The organism is Saliterribacillus persicus, from assembly GCF_003337485.1.
GTDB classification, from domain to species: domain Bacteria; phylum Bacillota; class Bacilli; order Bacillales; family Amphibacillaceae; genus Saliterribacillus; species Saliterribacillus persicus.
Map to the genome: position 1 here is coordinate 122,283 of NZ_QPJJ01000003.1, position 19,336 is coordinate 141,618.

The 19,336-nt window shown below is 33.6% G+C and carries 15 protein-coding genes; 3 read left to right on the plus strand and 12 right to left on the minus strand.

Annotated elements, in window-relative coordinates:
* Positions 1-213 precede the first annotated feature (213 nt).
* The 3 genes from DFR57_RS04270 to DFR57_RS04280 all read left to right on the plus strand — a co-directional run bounded on the left by DFR57_RS04270 (position 214) and on the right by DFR57_RS04280 (position 3,644).
* Entirely contained in the window at positions 214-1,335 is a 1,122-nt protein-coding gene (locus tag DFR57_RS04270) for a glycerate kinase (RefSeq protein ID WP_114351924.1), read from the plus strand.
* 94 nt (positions 1,336-1,429) lie between these two features.
* On the plus strand, positions 1,430-2,380 hold the full coding sequence (locus tag DFR57_RS04275; RefSeq protein WP_114351925.1) for a ribose-phosphate diphosphokinase: 951 nt from the start codon (positions 1,430-1,432) through the stop codon (positions 2,378-2,380).
* Between the two features lie 280 nt (positions 2,381-2,660).
* Positions 2,661-3,644, plus strand: coding sequence for a glycoside hydrolase family 43 protein (locus DFR57_RS04280; protein ID WP_114351926.1), 984 nt, complete (start codon positions 2,661-2,663; stop codon positions 3,642-3,644).
* A 159-nt stretch (positions 3,645-3,803) separates the two neighbouring features.
* On the opposite strand, the gene DFR57_RS04285 is transcribed toward DFR57_RS04280, so the two are convergent.
* The 12 genes from DFR57_RS04285 to DFR57_RS04340 all read right to left on the minus strand — a co-directional run bounded on the left by DFR57_RS04285 (position 3,804) and on the right by DFR57_RS04340 (position 19,327).
* A complete protein-coding gene (locus DFR57_RS04285; RefSeq protein WP_114351927.1) occupies positions 3,804-4,586 on the minus strand; it encodes a Nif3-like dinuclear metal center hexameric protein in 783 nt (260 codons plus the stop codon).
* Between the two features lie 301 nt (positions 4,587-4,887).
* A complete protein-coding gene (locus tag DFR57_RS04290; RefSeq protein WP_114351928.1) occupies positions 4,888-6,633 on the minus strand; it encodes a heparinase II/III family protein in 1,746 nt (581 codons plus the stop codon).
* Positions 6,630-8,237: a response regulator transcription factor gene (locus DFR57_RS04295; RefSeq protein ID WP_114351929.1), complete on the minus strand. Its 1,608-nt coding sequence runs from the start codon at positions 8,235-8,237 to the stop codon at positions 6,630-6,632. Before DFR57_RS04295 ends, DFR57_RS04290 begins: the two co-directional genes overlap by 4 nt.
* Positions 8,215-10,035 carry a sensor histidine kinase gene (locus DFR57_RS04300; RefSeq protein ID WP_114351930.1) on the minus strand — a complete coding sequence of 607 codons (1,821 nt, stop codon included), beginning with the start codon at positions 10,033-10,035 and terminating at the stop codon, positions 8,215-8,217. Before DFR57_RS04300 ends, DFR57_RS04295 begins: the two co-directional genes overlap by 23 nt.
* 92 nt (positions 10,036-10,127) lie before the next feature.
* The gene (locus DFR57_RS04305; protein ID WP_425450941.1) at positions 10,128-11,513 is read right to left on the minus strand and encodes an extracellular solute-binding protein; all 1,386 of its coding nucleotides are present in this window, start codon (positions 11,511-11,513) and stop codon (positions 10,128-10,130) included.
* A 127-nt stretch (positions 11,514-11,640) separates the two neighbouring features.
* Positions 11,641-12,480: a carbohydrate ABC transporter permease gene (locus DFR57_RS04310; protein ID WP_114351931.1), complete on the minus strand. Its 840-nt coding sequence runs from the start codon at positions 12,478-12,480 to the stop codon at positions 11,641-11,643.
* 19 nt (positions 12,481-12,499) lie between these two features.
* Positions 12,500-13,453, minus strand: a complete 954-nt coding sequence (locus DFR57_RS04315) for a carbohydrate ABC transporter permease (protein ID WP_114351932.1) — start codon at positions 13,451-13,453, stop codon at positions 12,500-12,502.
* The gene (locus DFR57_RS04320; RefSeq protein WP_114351933.1) at positions 13,443-14,114 is read right to left on the minus strand and encodes a YesL family protein; all 672 of its coding nucleotides are present in this window, start codon (positions 14,112-14,114) and stop codon (positions 13,443-13,445) included. The genes DFR57_RS04315 and DFR57_RS04320 overlap by 11 nt, the downstream gene beginning before the upstream one ends.
* Positions 14,115-14,631: 517 nt before the next feature.
* Positions 14,632-15,618: a galactofuranose ABC transporter, permease protein YjfF gene (gene yjfF / locus DFR57_RS04325; protein WP_211315341.1), complete on the minus strand. Its 987-nt coding sequence runs from the start codon at positions 15,616-15,618 to the stop codon at positions 14,632-14,634.
* The gene (locus DFR57_RS04330; protein ID WP_211315342.1) at positions 15,615-16,658 is read right to left on the minus strand and encodes an ABC transporter permease; all 1,044 of its coding nucleotides are present in this window, start codon (positions 16,656-16,658) and stop codon (positions 15,615-15,617) included. Before DFR57_RS04330 ends, yjfF begins: the two co-directional genes overlap by 4 nt.
* Before the next feature lies 1 nt (position 16,659).
* Positions 16,660-18,171, minus strand: coding sequence for a sugar ABC transporter ATP-binding protein (locus DFR57_RS04335; RefSeq protein WP_342768823.1), 1,512 nt, complete (start codon positions 18,169-18,171; stop codon positions 16,660-16,662).
* A gap of 85 nt (positions 18,172-18,256) precedes the next feature.
* Positions 18,257-19,327, minus strand: a complete 1,071-nt coding sequence (locus DFR57_RS04340; RefSeq protein WP_245937386.1) for an ABC transporter substrate-binding protein — start codon at positions 19,325-19,327, stop codon at positions 18,257-18,259.
* Between the last annotated feature and the right edge of the window lie 9 nt (positions 19,328-19,336).

A 19,336-nucleotide genomic window follows, 5' to 3' on the forward strand; every position in this document is an offset into this window, starting at 1 on the left:
AGTGCTATCCTTTTTTATATGAAATGATACGCATTAAACAAAAAAATTTTTTATTTTAATAGCGCATATTTAAATCATACGATCAAATAGCGGATTTAATAAACAAGCAGAAACCCTTAAAAACTGCAATTTTTAATTGAATAAACAACTAAAAGAAAGCTGTTTTTTTTGGTATAATCGAGAAAACGCATTCAAAAACTTGGAGGGACCCTCATGAATATTTTATTAGCACCTGATTCTTTTAAAGGAAGTTTATCTTCAATGGAAGCTGCGAAAATCATGCGAGAAGCCATCAAAGAGATTTGCAATGACGAAGTAACTATCAAACCGATGGCAGATGGTGGAGAAGGCACCATCGAGGCAATTTTATCAGCAACTGAAGGCAAAGAAATTCAGCTTACCTGTTCTGGACCTTTGGGCAACTCGATACAATCATCGTATGCGATCATCGATGGAAATACTGCTATTATAGAAACTGCTCTATTAGCTGGATTAACACAAGTACCTAACGAAAAAAGAAATCCGGAGTATACAACTACCTATGGAATTGGGGAGGCAATTTTAGATGGTCTAGAACGTGGCTGCACCTCTTTTATTATTGGTCTTGGTGGAAGTGCAACAAATGACGGTGGGCTAGGAATGTTACAAGCTTTAGGTTTAAGAGCTTGGGACGAGGATGGCAATACATTAACAGGCTTTGGTAGTGACCTAAAAAACATACATAAAATAAGTACAGAACATTTAGATCCACGTTTAGATGAAATTTCGATTAAAGTAGCTTGTGACGTAGATAACCCATTATGCGGACCAAACGGTGCAAGTTATATATATGGACCTCAAAAGGGTGGTACAGCTGAACAAGTAGAGTTTTTAGATAAGGCATTAGATAATTTTGGTTCTTTATTAGAAAAAGACCGAAACTTATCACTTAAGACCATCCCTGGTGCAGGAGCTGCTGGTGGCTTAGGCTTTGCTCTCCTTGCCCTTGGTGGAGAATTAGTGTCAGGAGCTCAATTAATTGCCCAAGCAACATTATTAGAAGAAACCCTAAAGAAAAGTGACTTAGTTATAACTGGAGAAGGACAAAGTGACCAACAAACACTGTTTGGTAAAGCACCTGGATATATTGCTGATCTTGCCAATAAGCACGATATTCCTATCCTGTTAATCTCAGGGAGCCTTGGTGATGACAGTGATAAGCTTAGAGAAAAATTTAATGGTTGCTTCTCGATCGTAAATAAACCACTAAGTCTAGAAGCTTGTATGGAGCACAGTTCTGAATTATTGGCTAAACAAACAAAACAAATCATAACACTTATACATTCTTTTTATTAATAACTTGTTTCAGGCTCGACTTTTTGCGATAATCTAAAGTAGACAATTATTTAATATTCTACATATTCTAACAAAAATTCGGGAGGTTCGCTTTTTGTCCACATCATATCACAATTCAAACTTAAAAGTATTTGCATTAAATTCTAACCTCGCCTTAGCAGAAGAGATTGCAAAAGAAATCGGAATTGATTTAGGGAAGTCTGCTGTTAAAACATTTAGTGATGGAGAAGTTCAAATCAACATCGAGGAAAGTATCAGAGGATGCGATGTATATGTCATTCAATCGACAAGTGAACCTGTAAATAATCATATTATGGAATTACTAATCATGATTGATGCATTAAAGAGAGCTTCCGCTAAAACAATTAATCTGGTTATTCCGTACTTTGGTTATGCTAGACAAGACCGAAAGGCACGTGCACGCGAACCGATCACAGCAAAATTAGTTGCTGACTTAATTCAAAAAGCAGGAGCGACAAGAGTTATTTCCATTGATTTACACGCTCCACAAGCACAAGGATTTTTTAATATACCAGTGGATCCTGTTACAGCAGTACCAATTATTTCAGATTATTTAGCAGAAAAAAATCTAGAAGATATCGTAGTCGTTTCACCTGACCATGGGAGTGTTTCCCGTGCCCGTCAGTTAGCTGATCTTTTAAAAGCGCCAATTGCTATTATCGATAGACGTGGCCCCCGTGAAAATGCCTCTTCTATCAATATTGTCGGAGACATAAAAGGAAAAACAACCATTATCATCGATGATATCATCGATACAGGGAGACGAATTACATCAGCATCAAAAGCTTTAATTGAAAATGGAGCTAAAGAAGTTTACGCTTGCACCACACATCCAGTCCTTTCTGGATTAGCTTTAAGTAATGTACAGAACGCTCCTATTAAAGAATTGATCGTAACTAACAGCATTGAGCTTTCCGAGGAAAAAAGAATTGATAAAATTACACAATTAACTGTTGCTCCTGTTGTAGCAGAGGCAATTGTAAGACTTTACGAACAACAATCGGTAAGCTCGCTCTACATATAATGCTAGCTTAAAGATGTGCTCTTTGGAGTGCATCTTTTTTTGTGATATAAAAAAATCAACTTTTTTAAAAGGTTACTATCAATTACCTCACTGTCTCCGGGATAACAAATTCACATATCCCTCCTTTATACTCCCTTAGAAATCTAAAATTTGCTCAGATTCACAAAATATTTCTTTTTTTAAATCAATTGTATTGTAGAAGTTAGTTTATCCAGTGTACAAAGTTCTCGTTTTCACGTATACTATTATTGTAATCAAATTTATTTCACGGAGGGTTAAAATGGAAAGAAAAAATAAGCCTAATGAACCTTTAGTTACACATATTTTTACCGCGGATCCTTCAGCACATGTTTTTGAAGGTAAGCTTTATATTTATCCGTCACATGACCTGGACCATGATGGACCATCAAATGACAATGGTGATCAATATGCGATGGAAGACTATCATGTGCTGTCAATGGATGACATTGATGGTGTTTGTAAAGATCATGGGGAAGTACTCCATGTGAAGGACGTACCTTGGGCAAGCAAACAACTTTGGGCTCCTGATGCAGCTTATAAGAATGATACGTACTATTTGTTTTTCCCAGCAAGAGACAAAGATGGCATCTTTAGAATAGGTGTAGCAACAAGTGAACAACCAGCAGGACCCTTTAAGGCAGAAGAAAATTATATAGATGGTAGTTTTAGTATTGATCCAGCAGTTTTGGTCGATGAAGATGATAAATCCTATATTTATTTTGGTGGCCTATGGGGTGGACAACTTGAGAAATGGCAAAAGGGGAATTTTGATCCGAATGCTGAAGGACCTATGCCTACTGAACCCGCACTTGGTCCAATAGTGGCTGAACTAACACCTGATATGCTTTCCTTTAAAGGGAAATCAAGAGAAATTTCTATTTTAGATGAGGATGGTAACCCTATTCTTGCTAAAGATGAAGACCGTAGATTTTTTGAGGGTGCATGGGTTCATAAATATAATGGATTATATTATTTATCCTATTCCACTGGTACTACACATAAAATTGTATATGCTGTAAGCGAAAGTCCGACTGGACCATTCACATTTAAAGGGACAATCCTGCCACCAGTCAGTGGATGGACAACCCATCACTCCATTGTTGAGTTCCAAAATAAATGGTATTTATTTTATCATGATTGCTCTTTATCAGATGGTGTAAATCATAAACGATCTGTAAAATATGCTGAATTAAATTATAATGATGATGGCACCATTCAACCTATAGAACCGTATAAAAAATAAAGTTTAGGAAAGCCAACAGACTTAGTTTGAAGTCTGCTGGCTTTTTAATTCTCAGGAAAAAGTATAGATTTCAAGCTCAACTCGCTCCCATTTTTAAAATCAAAATGAATCAAAGGAAAAATAAAATAGAAAATTTCTATGTCTAATAATATATCTATTCTATAAAACATGAATATAAGATTTTGAAGAAATAAAGGAAACAGAAATTTGCGGTATTGCTTTTTGGATATATTCTGCCATGAATTCCATGCCTGGTTCTTCACTTTCCGCATGTCCTAATATAATTAAGGCTTTTTCGATTCCTTGTGAATTGGCATCACGCACATATTCAGGAGTTTCCCATTCTGGACCTTCTCCATAAATAACAAGATCTAACTTATTGTTCTCAAATAAAGGGATTACTCTTGAACCAGAACCTCTATAACCGACTAATATCCCTGCTCGCTTACAAGTAGTAGATAAATTTCCAACATAACGAACATATGGTATGTTTAATTTTCTTTTTACATCATTAATCACTTTCCCTACTGTCATGCTTGGTAAATTTAATGTGGTTGCCGTTGGATAGTTTATTTCCACATATTTTTTCCATTCAAGTTTATGAAGCATACCTTCCATAATTCCATCTGGTTTATATCTATGTACATAATCATGAAGCCGAAATATTGCAATACCTGATGATTCTATTAAATGTATTTTCTTTTCTGCTACACTAGATAATTCTTTTTTAGTATGACTATGAAAAAGCCCTTCATGGCAAATTAATAAATTCACATCTTTGTCGACCGCTTGCTGAAGGACTTCAAAGGTAGGCATAAAACAAAAAGCCAGTTTTGAAACTACTTTCTCAGACTTTCCATACAATAGCTTATCAACCGAATTTTCTATTGGGGTTATTGATTTTGTTAATTGTTTTATTACATCTGAAATCGTTACTGTCATTGTAATCACCCTTTATTAAATATAGCTGTTCAACTCACTTGAAGCTAGAATTCTAGAGTGGAAATTTAAACAAATTCTTTCCTCTTTCCAGACTTTGTTTAATCGTTATACTTATAATAGATCTAGGGATTATACTTGTCAATATACTGGAATGGAAGTTTTATTCTTTATCGATTCTTCGCTTTAAAAATAATTACTAGTTTTATTTTTATTGGCTAAAATATTTAAAAATTGCATGTATCTTCTGCTCTATGAATGATTCACATAGAAAGGAGATACATGCATTAGTCCTCACACTTAACTAAGAGTCACGATCTAAAAATTCAAATTTGAAGGCTAGTACTATTTTTTCATTTACCTTTATTGTGTCGAATAACACATGTAAAAAATATTCCTCATTTCCTTGATGATTAATAAAACTTTTTTTCACTATATTTGGGATCAATAAATCACTTGAAAAAGATATTTTTAATATTTTCTTTTTTCCATATACAAGAATTCCACCGTCTACTATCTCGTGCGGCAAGTCTTTTATAATAAAGGATTCTATTAATGACATTGGTTGTTTTGAGAAAATAAAAGAATCCTTTAACAGCAATGCTAAACCTTCACTCTTTTCCCAAGTAAAAGTTCGATTAAACGTTAATAACGATGAATCAGGATATGCTTCACTTAAGTCTAATTGAATTTGATCATAGGCACTATTTTCCGTCACTTCTGTAATATTTCCTTTATGCTGTTTGCCTTCTTGTTGATAATTTCCGTTTATTAATGGAATAGAATGTCCTTCTGCGCTGTTGCAAATGAATGTATACCGCTTCTCACTAAAGTAATCTTTATTATATTGACCAGACCCTAAATCACGTAAGAATACAGTATCGCCTGCAAATAAAATAAAATGACCAATGTCATTGTGGTTATGGGGCTCTGCATTGTGGCCGCCTTTTACCGAAAAAGCATACCGTGTATTTTCAACCTGCCTTCTAGATAAGAAAATTGCAGAGTTTTCAAAAAGATAGTTTTCTTCTGGCCAATGCTTTCCGCTTTCAGTAAAATCAAACCACCATAGTTCTCTTATAGCAGGTGCAAAACGTCCACAGTGATCAACTATATCTTTTTCACCTAATTCATTTAGTGGTACATGTACCTTCGGAAAAACTTGATGTAAATAATGAGTAAATCCTATCCGAGGCTTAGCTTTTACTTGTGCATCTGAGAAATTCACGACATTGTCTTGATTAATAAATATTTTTTGTTGAAACATTGCAATTGCTTCAATTTTTGCTTTTTCAAACAAGTTAATCCTTTTATATCGCAAGAGTAAATCAGCAAAATAAACAAAATATCCAAATCCATATTGCCAGTAACCATACCCTTCTGTACATGCTCCGTCTTTTTCGAAGCCTTCTAGATAACAATCCATTGTTTCTATTACACGATTTAAAATATTTTCTTGTTCTTTAGGGTCATCTATTAGGTATAACGCAGCTGCACCAATCGAACCCGCACAAACTGATGCCCAGTTATGTGTAGCCTTTTCCCAGTGAAAATGATTATTTTTAAATGGACTGAAAACTCGTCTATCTATCTCTATTTTCATTTTCTCTACTAAAAATGAATCTAATTTTTCTTCAAAAAGCGCTACAATTTCCGCTAAAGTAAATGCTGTTTCAGCAGCAAATAAATCTATTGTATACTGTGATGTGTAGGACTTTTTATAATTTTCGTAGCTTTGTTCTTCCTTTGTTGAATCTACATGTGCAGGTAAACACCAGGTAAATTCATTACAAACCTGCCATATTTCATTTTCTAACGCATTTACATACTTTTTTTCTTCTGGATATAGATAAAGATGAAGCCCAAAGGTGGTCAAGCGTTTTCTACGTCGAAAATAATAAGATTCATATTCTTGCCGCTCCCCTTTCTCCATGAATTGGCGATAAATAGAAAAGGGTATTTCATAGGAGGGTTCTTGGACCATCTCTTTTGCATCTATTTTTATTTTTTCCCTAACTTTTATGAACCAAGTATTTTCTTCCCATTTCATTTTGCGAAAACCCCATTTTGTTTATTTCCTCTAAACTCAAGCGGTGTGCATCCAACCACTTTTTTGAAAACTTTAATAAAATAACTTTGATTATCATAGCCTAATTGCTGACATATATATCCTACAGAATCATTAGTTATTTCAAGTAACTCTTTTGCCCGCTCTATTTTTCTCTGCTTTACATACTCCACAAAATTAATTTGCATTTCTTTCTTAAACAATCTACTAAAATAGCTAGCATTTAAAAATAGATGTTCTGCAATTTCATCTAAAGAAAGCTTTTTCTCAATATTGTTAGAGACATAATAACAGGCACTTAGTACGTCCTTATGGTAGTTATTTTTCAACTGCTCTTTCGTTTCATCTAGACAATTTTGTGCATATTCTGTTAACCAACCTCTTAATTCATAGATATTATCTAGTAAGAAGACTTCCTCTTGTAGAGATTCCACAGAATAATTTGATTGCAAATACGGAATGGTTCTCAACCTCATCTTTAAATCCAAAATCATTCGTAAAAACCATTCTTTGACTACCTTGGGATTATAATTATTACTAGTACAAAATTCGATCCAATTATTTAAATGTTTCTCAAAATTCTTCATATCACGCTGAAAAATTGCTTGCTTTAATTCATTTGATACTTCTTGATAAAATTCAAAAATTTCTTCCCCATTATAATCAGCTATTCGATCTTGTCTTTTCATGCATGAATTTGTGACCGAATAAAAAATCTGTTTCTCGCTTTCTATTAAAGATCTAATTTCTTTTTTCAAGGAATTAGCATCTGCTTTCTTGCCAATCATAAAACTAATTTGAATATCTAAATATTTATTTATTGCTGTTTGCAATAGAGCTAACAAGTGATTTAGCTCTTTATACACATCATTTTTTATCGATAGTGAATGATGATAAAACAAAAATCCTTTATTACCTTCATAGTGAATAGAATAGACTTTTGATAATTCTTGCTGATCAATTATTTCTTTTATAATATTCAAAACAGCAAATTGCATCGTATCAATGGACATAAAATTTTTCTTTACCTTGTAATAGTTATTGATATAAAAATATACAGGTATATATTTACTATCTTTATCAAGCAAAGTTAAAAACTTATTTGAAGTCCCTTGCATATACTGCCTCAATAATTTTTGATTGTCATAATCATGATTCAATTTAACTTTGTGCTCTAATTTTTTAACTTTCACCATATTGGTAGCATTATTATCTAACCGCTTCTTGCAATCTAGTAAAATTCTTTTTAGATCATCTGGGTCTAATGATTCCTTTAGTATATAGTCTTGCACATTTAATTTTAATGCCTGTTGAGCATATGCAAACTCATTGTGACAAGATATAATAGCTACTTGTATATTTTCTTTTAATTTTTTCATCTGTTTGGTGAGTTCAATACCATCCATTTTTGGCATGCCGATATCAGTAATTAGTACATCAGGAGGGTTTTCTTTTGCATATTCAAATGCTAGCATTCCATTTTCATGTGTACTCACTAATTCAAAACCCGAAGCATTCCAATCAATTGCTTCAGTCAAGAATTCTATTGCAGGATAATCATCATCAACCAACATAACTTTGTACATAATCTTCACCACCTAATGGAATCGTTATGGTAATCGTTGTGCCTTTACCACTTGTACTATCAATTTTCATTTGAGGTTTTTCCTGATACGAGAGTTGTAACCTTTCAAATACATTTGTCATACCAATACTCGAGAAACCATTATGGGATCGCTCATTCGTGCCTGAGTGATGTATCCATTGATTTAATTCATGTAATTTTTCTTTACCTATTCCTACCCCATTATCCTCAATCATTATTTGAAAGTTATCTTTCTCCATTTTTCCATTTATACGTATATTACCTGCACTCTGATTTAAGCCGTGAATAATCGAATTTTCAATTAATGGCTGTAAAAGAAAGCGTGGTACCAGTTGCTTATATACTTGCGATGATATATCTATATCTAATTCAACTTTTTCTTTTTGTCGCATATTCATTACATTTACATAGTCTTTTACTAAGCTAATTTCGTCAAAAAAAGTGATTTTATCTTCTTTATAATCAATCGTCCACCTGAGTAATTTTGATAAAGATTGAATCATACTAGCACTGTCTTTATCACCAAACCGCAATACTTTCATTCGTATAGAATTTAACACATTAAATAAAAAGTGAGGATTAATTTGTGCCTGTAGCATAGCTAACTCTGCTTTTCTTTTACGTTTATGTGTGTCATTCACTTCCTCAATCATGACATTAACTCGATCTAGCATATGATTTAATGATTGCGAAAAATCACCTATCTCATCTTTACTTTTAACGTTGGATCTAATGGATAGGTCCCCAGTTTGCACCTTTTTAACTACGCGATCTAAATAGCGTAACGGCCTCGTGATTCGATTTATTAAATAAGCTAATATAACGAAAAAGATTGCAAACGATATTGCTAAGAGAACAAATACTTTAGAAAAAATAGCATTTATATTAGAAGTAGCTGCCTTATATGGAATGATAGAAACAAGCTTCCAATTATTTGTGGTCAATTCCTTACTAGTAACTACATATTGTTGATTATCCCACCTTGCAATTTGTGAGCTTTTGCTGAGATTTATGTCATCAGAGAAAGAGGCAGGTTGATTAACATACTCAGAATTTCTATGAGACAATATAGTATTATTTTCGTCAATTATCATTGTTTGTTCCTGTGGTTTTTGATTGTCTAATATATTACTGATTTTAGATTCTAACAATGTAACCACTACATACCCATAAATTCCTTGATTACTATCACGTAACGTTCTCCCTACGGAAAGTTGATAGGGATTTAAATATTTTTCATAAGAAAAAACCGTTTCTTCTGCCCCAGACCAATAGGATTCAAAACCATTTAAAGATTTTAATTCATTAAACCATTTCTTCTGATATAGCGAATTAGGATCGTATTGCGCAGTAGAATAGTTGGCGTAATACTTTCCGTTTTTTAATAAAATCGTTATATGCGATTTTTCTCCTAATAACGTAATATTTTCAATTGTTTTTCGAACTTGACGATCTTCTATATATTCGCTATAGCTTTCCTCGTTAGAACCTTCTATGGAGAGATTTGCTTTATTTTTTAGAATGGTATTTAACTCTGAATCTATTTGTACAAAATTTGAAGCATTCATCATGTCTTCTAAAATACGCGAAACATTTTCTTCTGTTAAATCGAGTTCTTTTTTTGCATTTTGAATTGCCTGTTCTTCAACAGCGTCTCTCGTTAAATAACTATAAAAAGTTAACGAAAAAATTACGGGTAAACCTATACAAATCAAAGAAGATAGGAATACTTTTAAACGAAAAGAAGGAGACGTTAATCTCCGAATTCTAGCCCACATCTTCATCCTCCTAACTCCTAAGAATGTTTTGGGGGACAACGGAATTAACGTCCCTTACATTATTGTAATCGCATTCATTATCTTTTCAAGTGTTATTCATTATTTGCTATAATTTCTTGTGCTTGTTCGTGCATAGCGTCAATGGTTGCATCAATATCCTGCTCTTCGTATATCAATTTTTCGTATTCATCATTTACCATTTCGTAAATTTCCGCTTGATATGGTGCAGGTGGTACTAATTTAGAGGCCTTCGAATTTTTCAATACCGAAATTAATGCTTCTTTATCTACTTTTTCAGGGCTACTTGTATCATCTAAAATAATATTCACTATATTTTCCAATTCATCATCACCTACTCCATTCCAAGATGGAATATTCTTACCTTGAATAACCTGCCCTTCTGTTGTATACCAGCGGATAAATTTATATGCAGCTTCCTTGTGCTCGGAATTCGAAGCAACTGCCATATAATCCGTTGTTACTGGAGTATAGCCACCTTCATCGTCTGAATTATTTTTCGGGTATGGTGCGACCCCAACGTTAAATTCAAGTGGGAACTGATCAGACCCGCCGAGCTCAGTATTCATCCAACTTCCAATCATAACTAAGCTTGCATCCTGATTAAAGAATTGATCCCGGTAATGTAATTGTTGTGACATAATATCGGTATATGGCGTGGCAGATTGATCTTCTTTTTCCATTTGCCAGCGTAACTCAAGTGTTTTCTTAAACAGTGGATTTTCAAAGTTTGAGGTGCCATCTTCTTTTAGCAAGTCGGTGTTTTCAGATTCACTTGCTAAAGCTAATTTCATGTATTCCATCCAACCACCGTTCTGTGGACCGTGGAAAAAAGTTCCGTAATGATCATCAGTGGTTAACTGTTTAGCATAATCAGCATATTCATCCCATGTCCAGTCAGTTGGCATTTCTAAGCCTGCTTCATCTAAATGATCTTTATTCACTAAGACATACCAAGGATTAAATTTGCCAGGAAGTGCATAATAATTATCTCCAAGCTGGGTATTAACTTTATATTCTTCTGTAACTTCATATCCTTCTTCCTCAATAAATTCGTCAATCGGTGCTACCATTCCAAGGTCGACGCGTTGAGCGTAAGATGCTGGGTCACTAAACATTAAAACATCTAACTGCTCACCAGAAGAAGCAGCAAGATCTAGCTTTTGCAGTGCTTCATTTGTATCCCCTTTTTCACTCAAAATAACTAATTCTACTTCAATACCAGGATTTGCTTCTTCAAATGCTGGTATAGTTTCTGACCAATTATAAGATGCTTCATTCCCATGTGTGTGGAACATAAGCTTAACTGGCTCTTCTGATTCAGCCTCTCCTTCATTTTCACTTTCTGTTTCCTCCGTGTTTTCAGAGCTCTCTGAGTCAGATCCTGAAGTTGCTTCTTCATCTTCAGAATTACAGGCCATTAAAATACCTACTAATAAAATCATACTAAATAATAACATGAAATATTTCTTATTCACTTTACTAACCCCCTAATAATTTTTGTAACCCCTTACATAATTGTATCGTAACAAAGTCGAATACTTGTGACATGGTAATTTTTTTACCATTGACAACACTTTTTTTACCTTATCCTTTTACACCACCTAAAGCAATTCCATCAATCACATGCTTTTGTCCCAAAATAAAGACAATCAATAAAGGTAGAATAGCTGATACAGCAGCAGCCATAATGAGTGTATAGAAACTTCCATTAATTGTGGTGAACTTTTGCATTGCTAATTGAATGGTATATAATGCATCTGTTCTTAGGAAAATTAAAGGATTTTGATAATCATTCCATGTCCAAATAAATCTTAAAATAGCATAAGTGGCAACAGCGGGACGAACAATTGGAAGTGCTATCTTCCAAAATATTATTCCATGCCCTGCACCATCTATTTTAGCTGCGTCAATAAAGTCATTGTGAATACCCAAGAAAAACTGCCTCAACATAAAGGTTCCTAACACACTAAAGCTTCCCAATAAAATTAAACCAAAATGTGTATCGAATAATCCTAAATACCTAAATAAAATAAACTGTGGAACAAGACTTGCTTGTGGTGGAACCATGTATGTGGCTAAAACAATGATGAATAACCAAGCACCTGCTGGGAATCTAACCTTTGAAAACCCATAAGCAGCTAAAGATGATACAATGACGGAGATTGCAGTCGTTAGTACTGCCACTTTTATAGAATTCCAGTAATATAAATAAAAAGGATAATCACCGAACCATACCTCTTGATAATTCGACAGCGCGTTCCATCTAGATGGTATCCATTCTATTGGATACCTGAATACATCTGCTTCAATTTTTAATGAAGTAGATAGCATCCAAATGAAAGGTAATAAGAAAGCTATACTACAAAAGAATAAGATTATTGTACTAACTATTTTTTTTATATTAATTTGACGTTTACTTCGCATCCTAACACACCCTTCTCCTTTAATAGTTCACCCATTTTTTTTGACCAAGCCATTGAACGATTGTAATGGTAAATACAAACAGAAATAATACTACCGCAATGGCAGAAGCATACCCTACATCAAGGTCTATAAATGCGCGCTCATACAAATGCCAAACAAGCATTGTAGTCGAATTTAAAGGTCCACCCTTTGTTAAAACTGCAATTAGGTCAAACACTTTAAATGAAGCAATAATACCAGTAATCAAGAGAAAAAATGAAGTAGGTGATATTAAAGGAAAAGTAATATTTCTAAATTTATACCAACTATTTGCCCCATCAATATCTGCAGCTTCATATAATTCTTTTGGTATGGATTGCAGGCCAGCAATATAAACGATCAAACTAAAACCTATCGATATCCATATGTGGATAATCATCAAAGAGATTAATGCAAAGCTCGGGTCTGAGATCCATGTAGGTGGATTTTGTATGCCAAAAGTCATTAGTACTTGATTGATCGGCCCTTGAGACGGATGAAAAAGCACTTGCCAAACTACCGCGATAGCGACAACGCTAGATATATAGGGCATAAAAAACGCCACTTTAAAATAACTCTTTAAATAGACATTTTTGTCAATAATCACTGCAAGGAAAAGTGCACAAAGCATGGTAATAGGCACCGTCAATATAAATATTGCATTATTGATAACAGACTTTATAAATTTTTCATCGCTACTTAATGCAACAAAGTTATCAAATCCTACCCATTTTAATTGGTCAATACTAGTGACGAATTTCCAATCGGCAAACGACAAAATAAATGCTGCTACTATAGGAAATAAAACAATTACTGAGATTCCTAGAATCATTGGGGAAACAAATAGAAAGCCAATAATATTCTCGCTTTTTTCTATCTTAGACTTTCTCATTCTTTTGAGTTTTTTTGGTGTTTCTTTCAGTTCTTCACTTGTAGTAAATGTTTTACTTGCCATGTATAGCACCCCTTTCACTTATAATAGATACGCTGGAATGTATCGTATTTTTTTCTTCTATTCGTTTAAATATAAAATGATTAAAATACATTCCCAGAAATGAAATTCCACTTCCTAGAAATAAAAATGCAAAACCTGGTATTATCAAGCAAATAAATAGGAAGCTGCTCATTGATAACGCCATCCATAAGGTTAAAAAGGGAAATAATGTACTAATTTGTATTGCTCTTCTAATTAATTTAAATATGGATTTTTTTGGATAGCGTGTCATTAAACTGAATACATGTAAAATAACGATGACACTAAGGACTAACACAGTAGCGGAACTGCTCAAAATTAGATAATAAAGAACACCGTTAAAGTTTTGAATAAGTGAAAAATCAACATACAAAGCAATCATAGTCAGTAAAATAACTCCACCCAATAAATTACTTTTTAAAAAATACATTTTATAAGCTTTCCAAAATTCCTTTGAGACTGAAAAATCTTCTTTTGTTTTTAACCATTTGTTATTTAAGACAAACATCGCCGTAATAGCCGGGAAAACACCAAATAATATTCCCCCGAATAAAGAAAAACAAATAGCTAAAATATTTAAGTACGCAAGTCTATAAAGCCATTCACAGATCTTAAATAATCCACCTGAAGTATCAAATTGCATCTATCTTCCCCCTTCCTCTATCAAAATTATAAACGCTTACATTTCTATAAAAATAGCACTATTTTTACTTTTATAGACAGATCTTTTACATAACGAAATAATAACCACTTATTAAAGATAAAGGGTAAACTAAAATTTCGTTCGGTATTGTCAAAGAAATGATATTGCTTTTAAAATTATCCATTTATCTTTAAGAGCTATTAAATTACTAACTAACAATATGAATAGAGATAATTGTGTATATCTTCGAATTCTTCTATGATTTTAATTTTTAAAAAATCAGTCAAAGTAAAAGCAAGCTAAAACTATAACTGTTTTAGCTTGCTTTTACTTGATCTAATTCGCTTTTTCTTCTATATAATAATTCACTTGTTCTACTTAATAACAATTCGACTCCACCACCTAAAGAATTGTTTTAAGTGATAGTTGATCATGTAGTTTATCATGCTTCCTATCCTTTTCTTTAACTGACTCTATATTAAATTTTTTCTTATTTAACGCTGGCTTTTTTCTCCTTTTAAGAGCTATTTTGCTTCTTCTCACTTCTTATTACGATTATTCTTTGTAAGACTATAAATAACAATAGCAACACACCAATTGCTATTTTTGTCCACCATGAACTTAATGTTCCTTCATATACAATAATCGTTTGTATAATTCCTAAAATTAAAACTCCAAATAAACTACCCGCCACATAACCTGCACCACCCGTTAGAAGTGTTCCACCTATCACAACAGCTGCAATGGTGTCGAGTTCCATTCCGTTAGCATGTAAGCCATATCCTGATCGCATATAAAATGTAAAAATCAGCCCGCCTACTGAAGCACAAAATCCACTAAAGGTATAAATAAGAATTTTTGTTCTTCCTACAGGTAATCCCATTAGATTTGCAGATTGCTCACTACCACCTATAGCATATACATTTCTACCAAATTTAGTTGAATGCCCTATGAAAACAGCAATAATCACTATAATAAGAGCGATCAAAACACTAATTGTGATGAACGAGTCCCCCAGTATAGGAATTCTTGTATTTGCCATAAAGTCAAAGAATGGATGATCTATAGCAATGGTCTCAACGCTAATTACATAACTTAGCCCTCTTGCTAAAAACATTCCTGCTAAAGTGACTATAAATGGTTGTAAATTAAAGAAATGGATAAGCGAGCCCTGAACTCCTCCAATAATAGACCCCACGAGCAAGCAAATTGGTACAACTATTAATGGTGAAAGATTCGCATTCATTGTTAAACTTGCTGCAACCATGCTTGTTAACGCAATAACAGATCCGACTGATAGATCTATACCTCCTGAAATGATCACAAAAGTCATTCCAACTGCTAAAACTATCAAAAAGGAATTATCTATGAGTAAGTTTAAAAAAACCTGTGATGACAAAAAACCTGTGTAACGAAAAGAACCAAAGCCGTACATTAAAATAAAAATAGAAACAGTTGCAACTAATGGTAATTGTTTATATCCCAATGGAAGTCTTTGTATCATGATAGAGTCACACCTTCACTTTCTTTTTTCACTCTATTTTTGTTAACTTTATCAGTCCCAAAAATCTTTCTTCTAAACTCTGGTGACTGTAATAAGCAAACAATTAATACAACAACTGCTTTAATAACTAAATTCGTTTCAGCTGGTACACCAATTGAATAAATTGTAGTTGTAAGGCTTTGAATTATTAATGCACCAATTAGCGTTCCCATTAAATTAAAACGTCCACCCATTAAGGAGGTACCACCAATTACTACTGCCAAAATAGCATCTAATTCAAACCACAATCCTGCATTATTTCCATCGGCACTCATTACATTAGATGATAAAATTAACCCACCTACACCTGCACAAAATCCAGAAAACATATATACCATCATCATTATATTTTTAGAATTTAACCCTGCAAGCCTACTAGCTTCAGGGTTTGAACCAACTGCTTCAATAAATAAACCTAAAGAAGTGCGTCGAGTCAGAAAAAGTGCAAGTAAAAGCACAAATGTGACAATAAATATGGAGAATGGTAGTGCAAATAAGTAACCACCTCCGAGAAATTGGTATGGATCATAATAAACTGTAGTTATTTGTCCACCGGTAATTAACTGTGCAATTCCTCTACCTGCTACCATTAAAATTAAAGTTGCAACAATTGGCTGCACACCGATCCTAGAAACTAGTATACCGTTCCATCCACCTACAATAATGGAAACAATTAAGGTAAGCCCTACAGCGATAAATAAAGGTCCAAGTCCTTCTCCATCTATCGAGGTTACAGTAATCGCTCCAATAGCACCCGCCATAGCAATAACTGATCCTACACTCAAGTCAATTCCTTTAGTTGCAATAACTAATGTCATTCCTATAGATATCAAAATTAAAGGCGCACCCCTATTAAGAATATCTACTAAACTCCCTACTAATTTACCATTTCGATAATCTATCGAAAAAAAGGATGGATCAAAAATTAAATTTATTAAAAGGATGACCACTAATACGACAATTGGCCATAGTAGTTTTGATTTCATCAGCAAATTAACCATCTTACACTCCCCCGGCCATTTCTTTCATTAGTTTTTGTTGCGTTAATTCTTCATTATTATTAAATTCTTTTTCTAGCTTTCTATCTCTTAATACAGCTACTCTGTCACAGGCCCGCAAAATTTCTTCTATTTCAGATGAAATAAATAATATTGAGGTACCTTCCTTACTTAGGTTTGTCATCAATTTCATAATTTCTGTTTTAGCTCCAATATCAATTCCCCGAGTTGGTTCATCCAAAATAAGCAACTCTGGATTAGTAATTAACCATCTTGCAAGTATTACCTTTTGTTGATTTCCACCACTTAAATTTTCAATTAATTGTTCTGGATTTGCAGGGTTGATGTTAAGAAGAGAAATATATTCATCTGCTATTTCTCTTTGCTTTTCTTTGGAAATAAAACGAAACCATCCGTATTTCCCCTGTATAACAAGAATCATATTTTCTCTTACAGTTAAATCTGGAATAATCCCTTCTGACTTTCTATTCTCAGAACAGAATCCTATTTTTTCATATATTGCTTGTTTAGGAGAAGAGAATTTTATTTGTTTTCCTTTTAAATGAATATGTCCTTTATCTGGTTGATCAGCTCCAAACAATAATCTAGCTAGCTCTGTCCTTCCAGCACCTAGCAATCCCGCCAAGCCAAGAATCTCCCCTTTATTTATTTGAATACTAAACGGATCGATCTTACCTTGTAATCCTAAAAGTTCGGTCGATAAAAATGATTGATTGAGAGAGGTTTTATTTTCGGCCAGACTTTCTATTTTTTTCATTTCAACTAATTCTTTCCCTATCATTTTAGAAACTAGATCCATTCTAGGTATATCTTTAGTCATGTATTCACCGATGTATTCACCATTTCTAAGTACTGTTAGTCGATCAGTGATTTCATAAATTTGATCAAGGAAATGACTTATAAAAACAATTGCTAATCCTTCATTTTTTAATTTTCTTATCACAGAAAACAATTGATTAACTTCATCACGATCCAAGCTGGAAGTTGGCTCATCTAAAATCAATACTTTTGCTGAAACATTTAATGCTCTTGCAATTGCTATCATTTGTTGTATTGCTACAGAATAAGAAGATAATAGCTTTGTGACATCAATCTGTAATTGAAGTCCTTCTAATAATTTCTTTGCCTGATTATGCATTTTCCGCCAATTTAGTTTTCCATTTTTCTTAATTTCTCTTCCGATAAATATATTCTCTGTAACTGATAAATTTGTACATAAATTAACTTCTTGATACACAGTACTAATTCCTAACAGCTGTGCTTCTAGTGGACTTTTTATTATCACTTTCTTTCCTTCGTATTCGACAGCTCCACCATCTATTGGATACACACCTGTCAGCACTTTTATTAGGGTTGATTTCCCCGCACCATTCTCTCCCATAATTGCGTGTACTTCACCAGGATATAAAGTAAGATTTACTCCAGATAAAGCCCTAACGCCTGGAAATTCTTTAACAATTTTTTTCATAACTAAGCGTGGTTGTGCATTATCCAAAATGTTCCCTTCCCTTCTAAATCAGTAAGCCTAAAGTAAGAGATTATCCTACTTCAGGCTTACTTTGTTTTTCTATTATTTAAAATTAATACTCGCGTGTAGGAAGAAGTTCTTCCGCTTGATCCATGGTATACATACTCTCTTCTACAGCAATTCTCTTATCTAATGATTCTCCTTCAAAGTGCTGCTCAATTAAATCTACTAGCTGTGGACCAAATAATGGATTACATTCGATCGTTACATTCATTTTTCCATCGGCCATTGCTTCAAATGCGCCCTTAACTGCATCAACCCCGATGATTGTAATATCTTCTGCAGGTATTAATCCAAATTCTTCAATTGCTTGAATAGCTCCAATAGCCATGTCATCATTGTGAGCGTATAGAACATCAATATTTTCACCATCAGACTTTAAGAACGCTTCCATTACTTCCTTACCTTTAGCACGAGTGAAATCACCTGTTTGCGATTTTATTATTTCAAATTTGTCTTCTTGATTAATTATTTCTTCAAATCCTTCTTTACGATCAATTGCAGGAGCAGAGCCAACTGTACCTTGTAATTCTACGATATTAACTGGTCCTTCTTCCTCTGCCAATTCCTCTACTAACCAATTACCTGCTTTGCGCCCTTCTTCAACGAAATCAGAACCTAAAAATGTTACCCATAATGAATCGTCCTCTACATCTACTGATCTATCTGCTAAAAACACTGGTATATCAGCATCTTTTGCTTCTTGGAGAACTGTTTCAAAACCAGTTTCTACCACAGGAGAGAAAACAATTGCATCGACTTTTTGAGTAATGAATGAGCGAATTGCTTTAATTTGATTCTCTTGTTTTTGTTGTGCATCTGAGAACTTCAACTCATGTCCTGCATCAGTAATGGCATTTTGAATTGATTTCGTATTTGCTGTTCGCCATTCACTTTCAGCACCTACCTGCGAGAAACCAATGACAAGTTGCTCACTTTCACTACCTTGCTCTCCTTCTTCACTCTCAGAATCAGTATCGGTATTTTCCTCGGTATTATTTTCTTCTGATTCCGTATCCTCTCCACCTGTTTCAGATGATGAACCACATGCTGCTAAAAAAAACATCATTGCTATTACTAATAGTATTAGTAACCCCTTTTTGTTAACTATTCTTATATCCACAATCAAAAA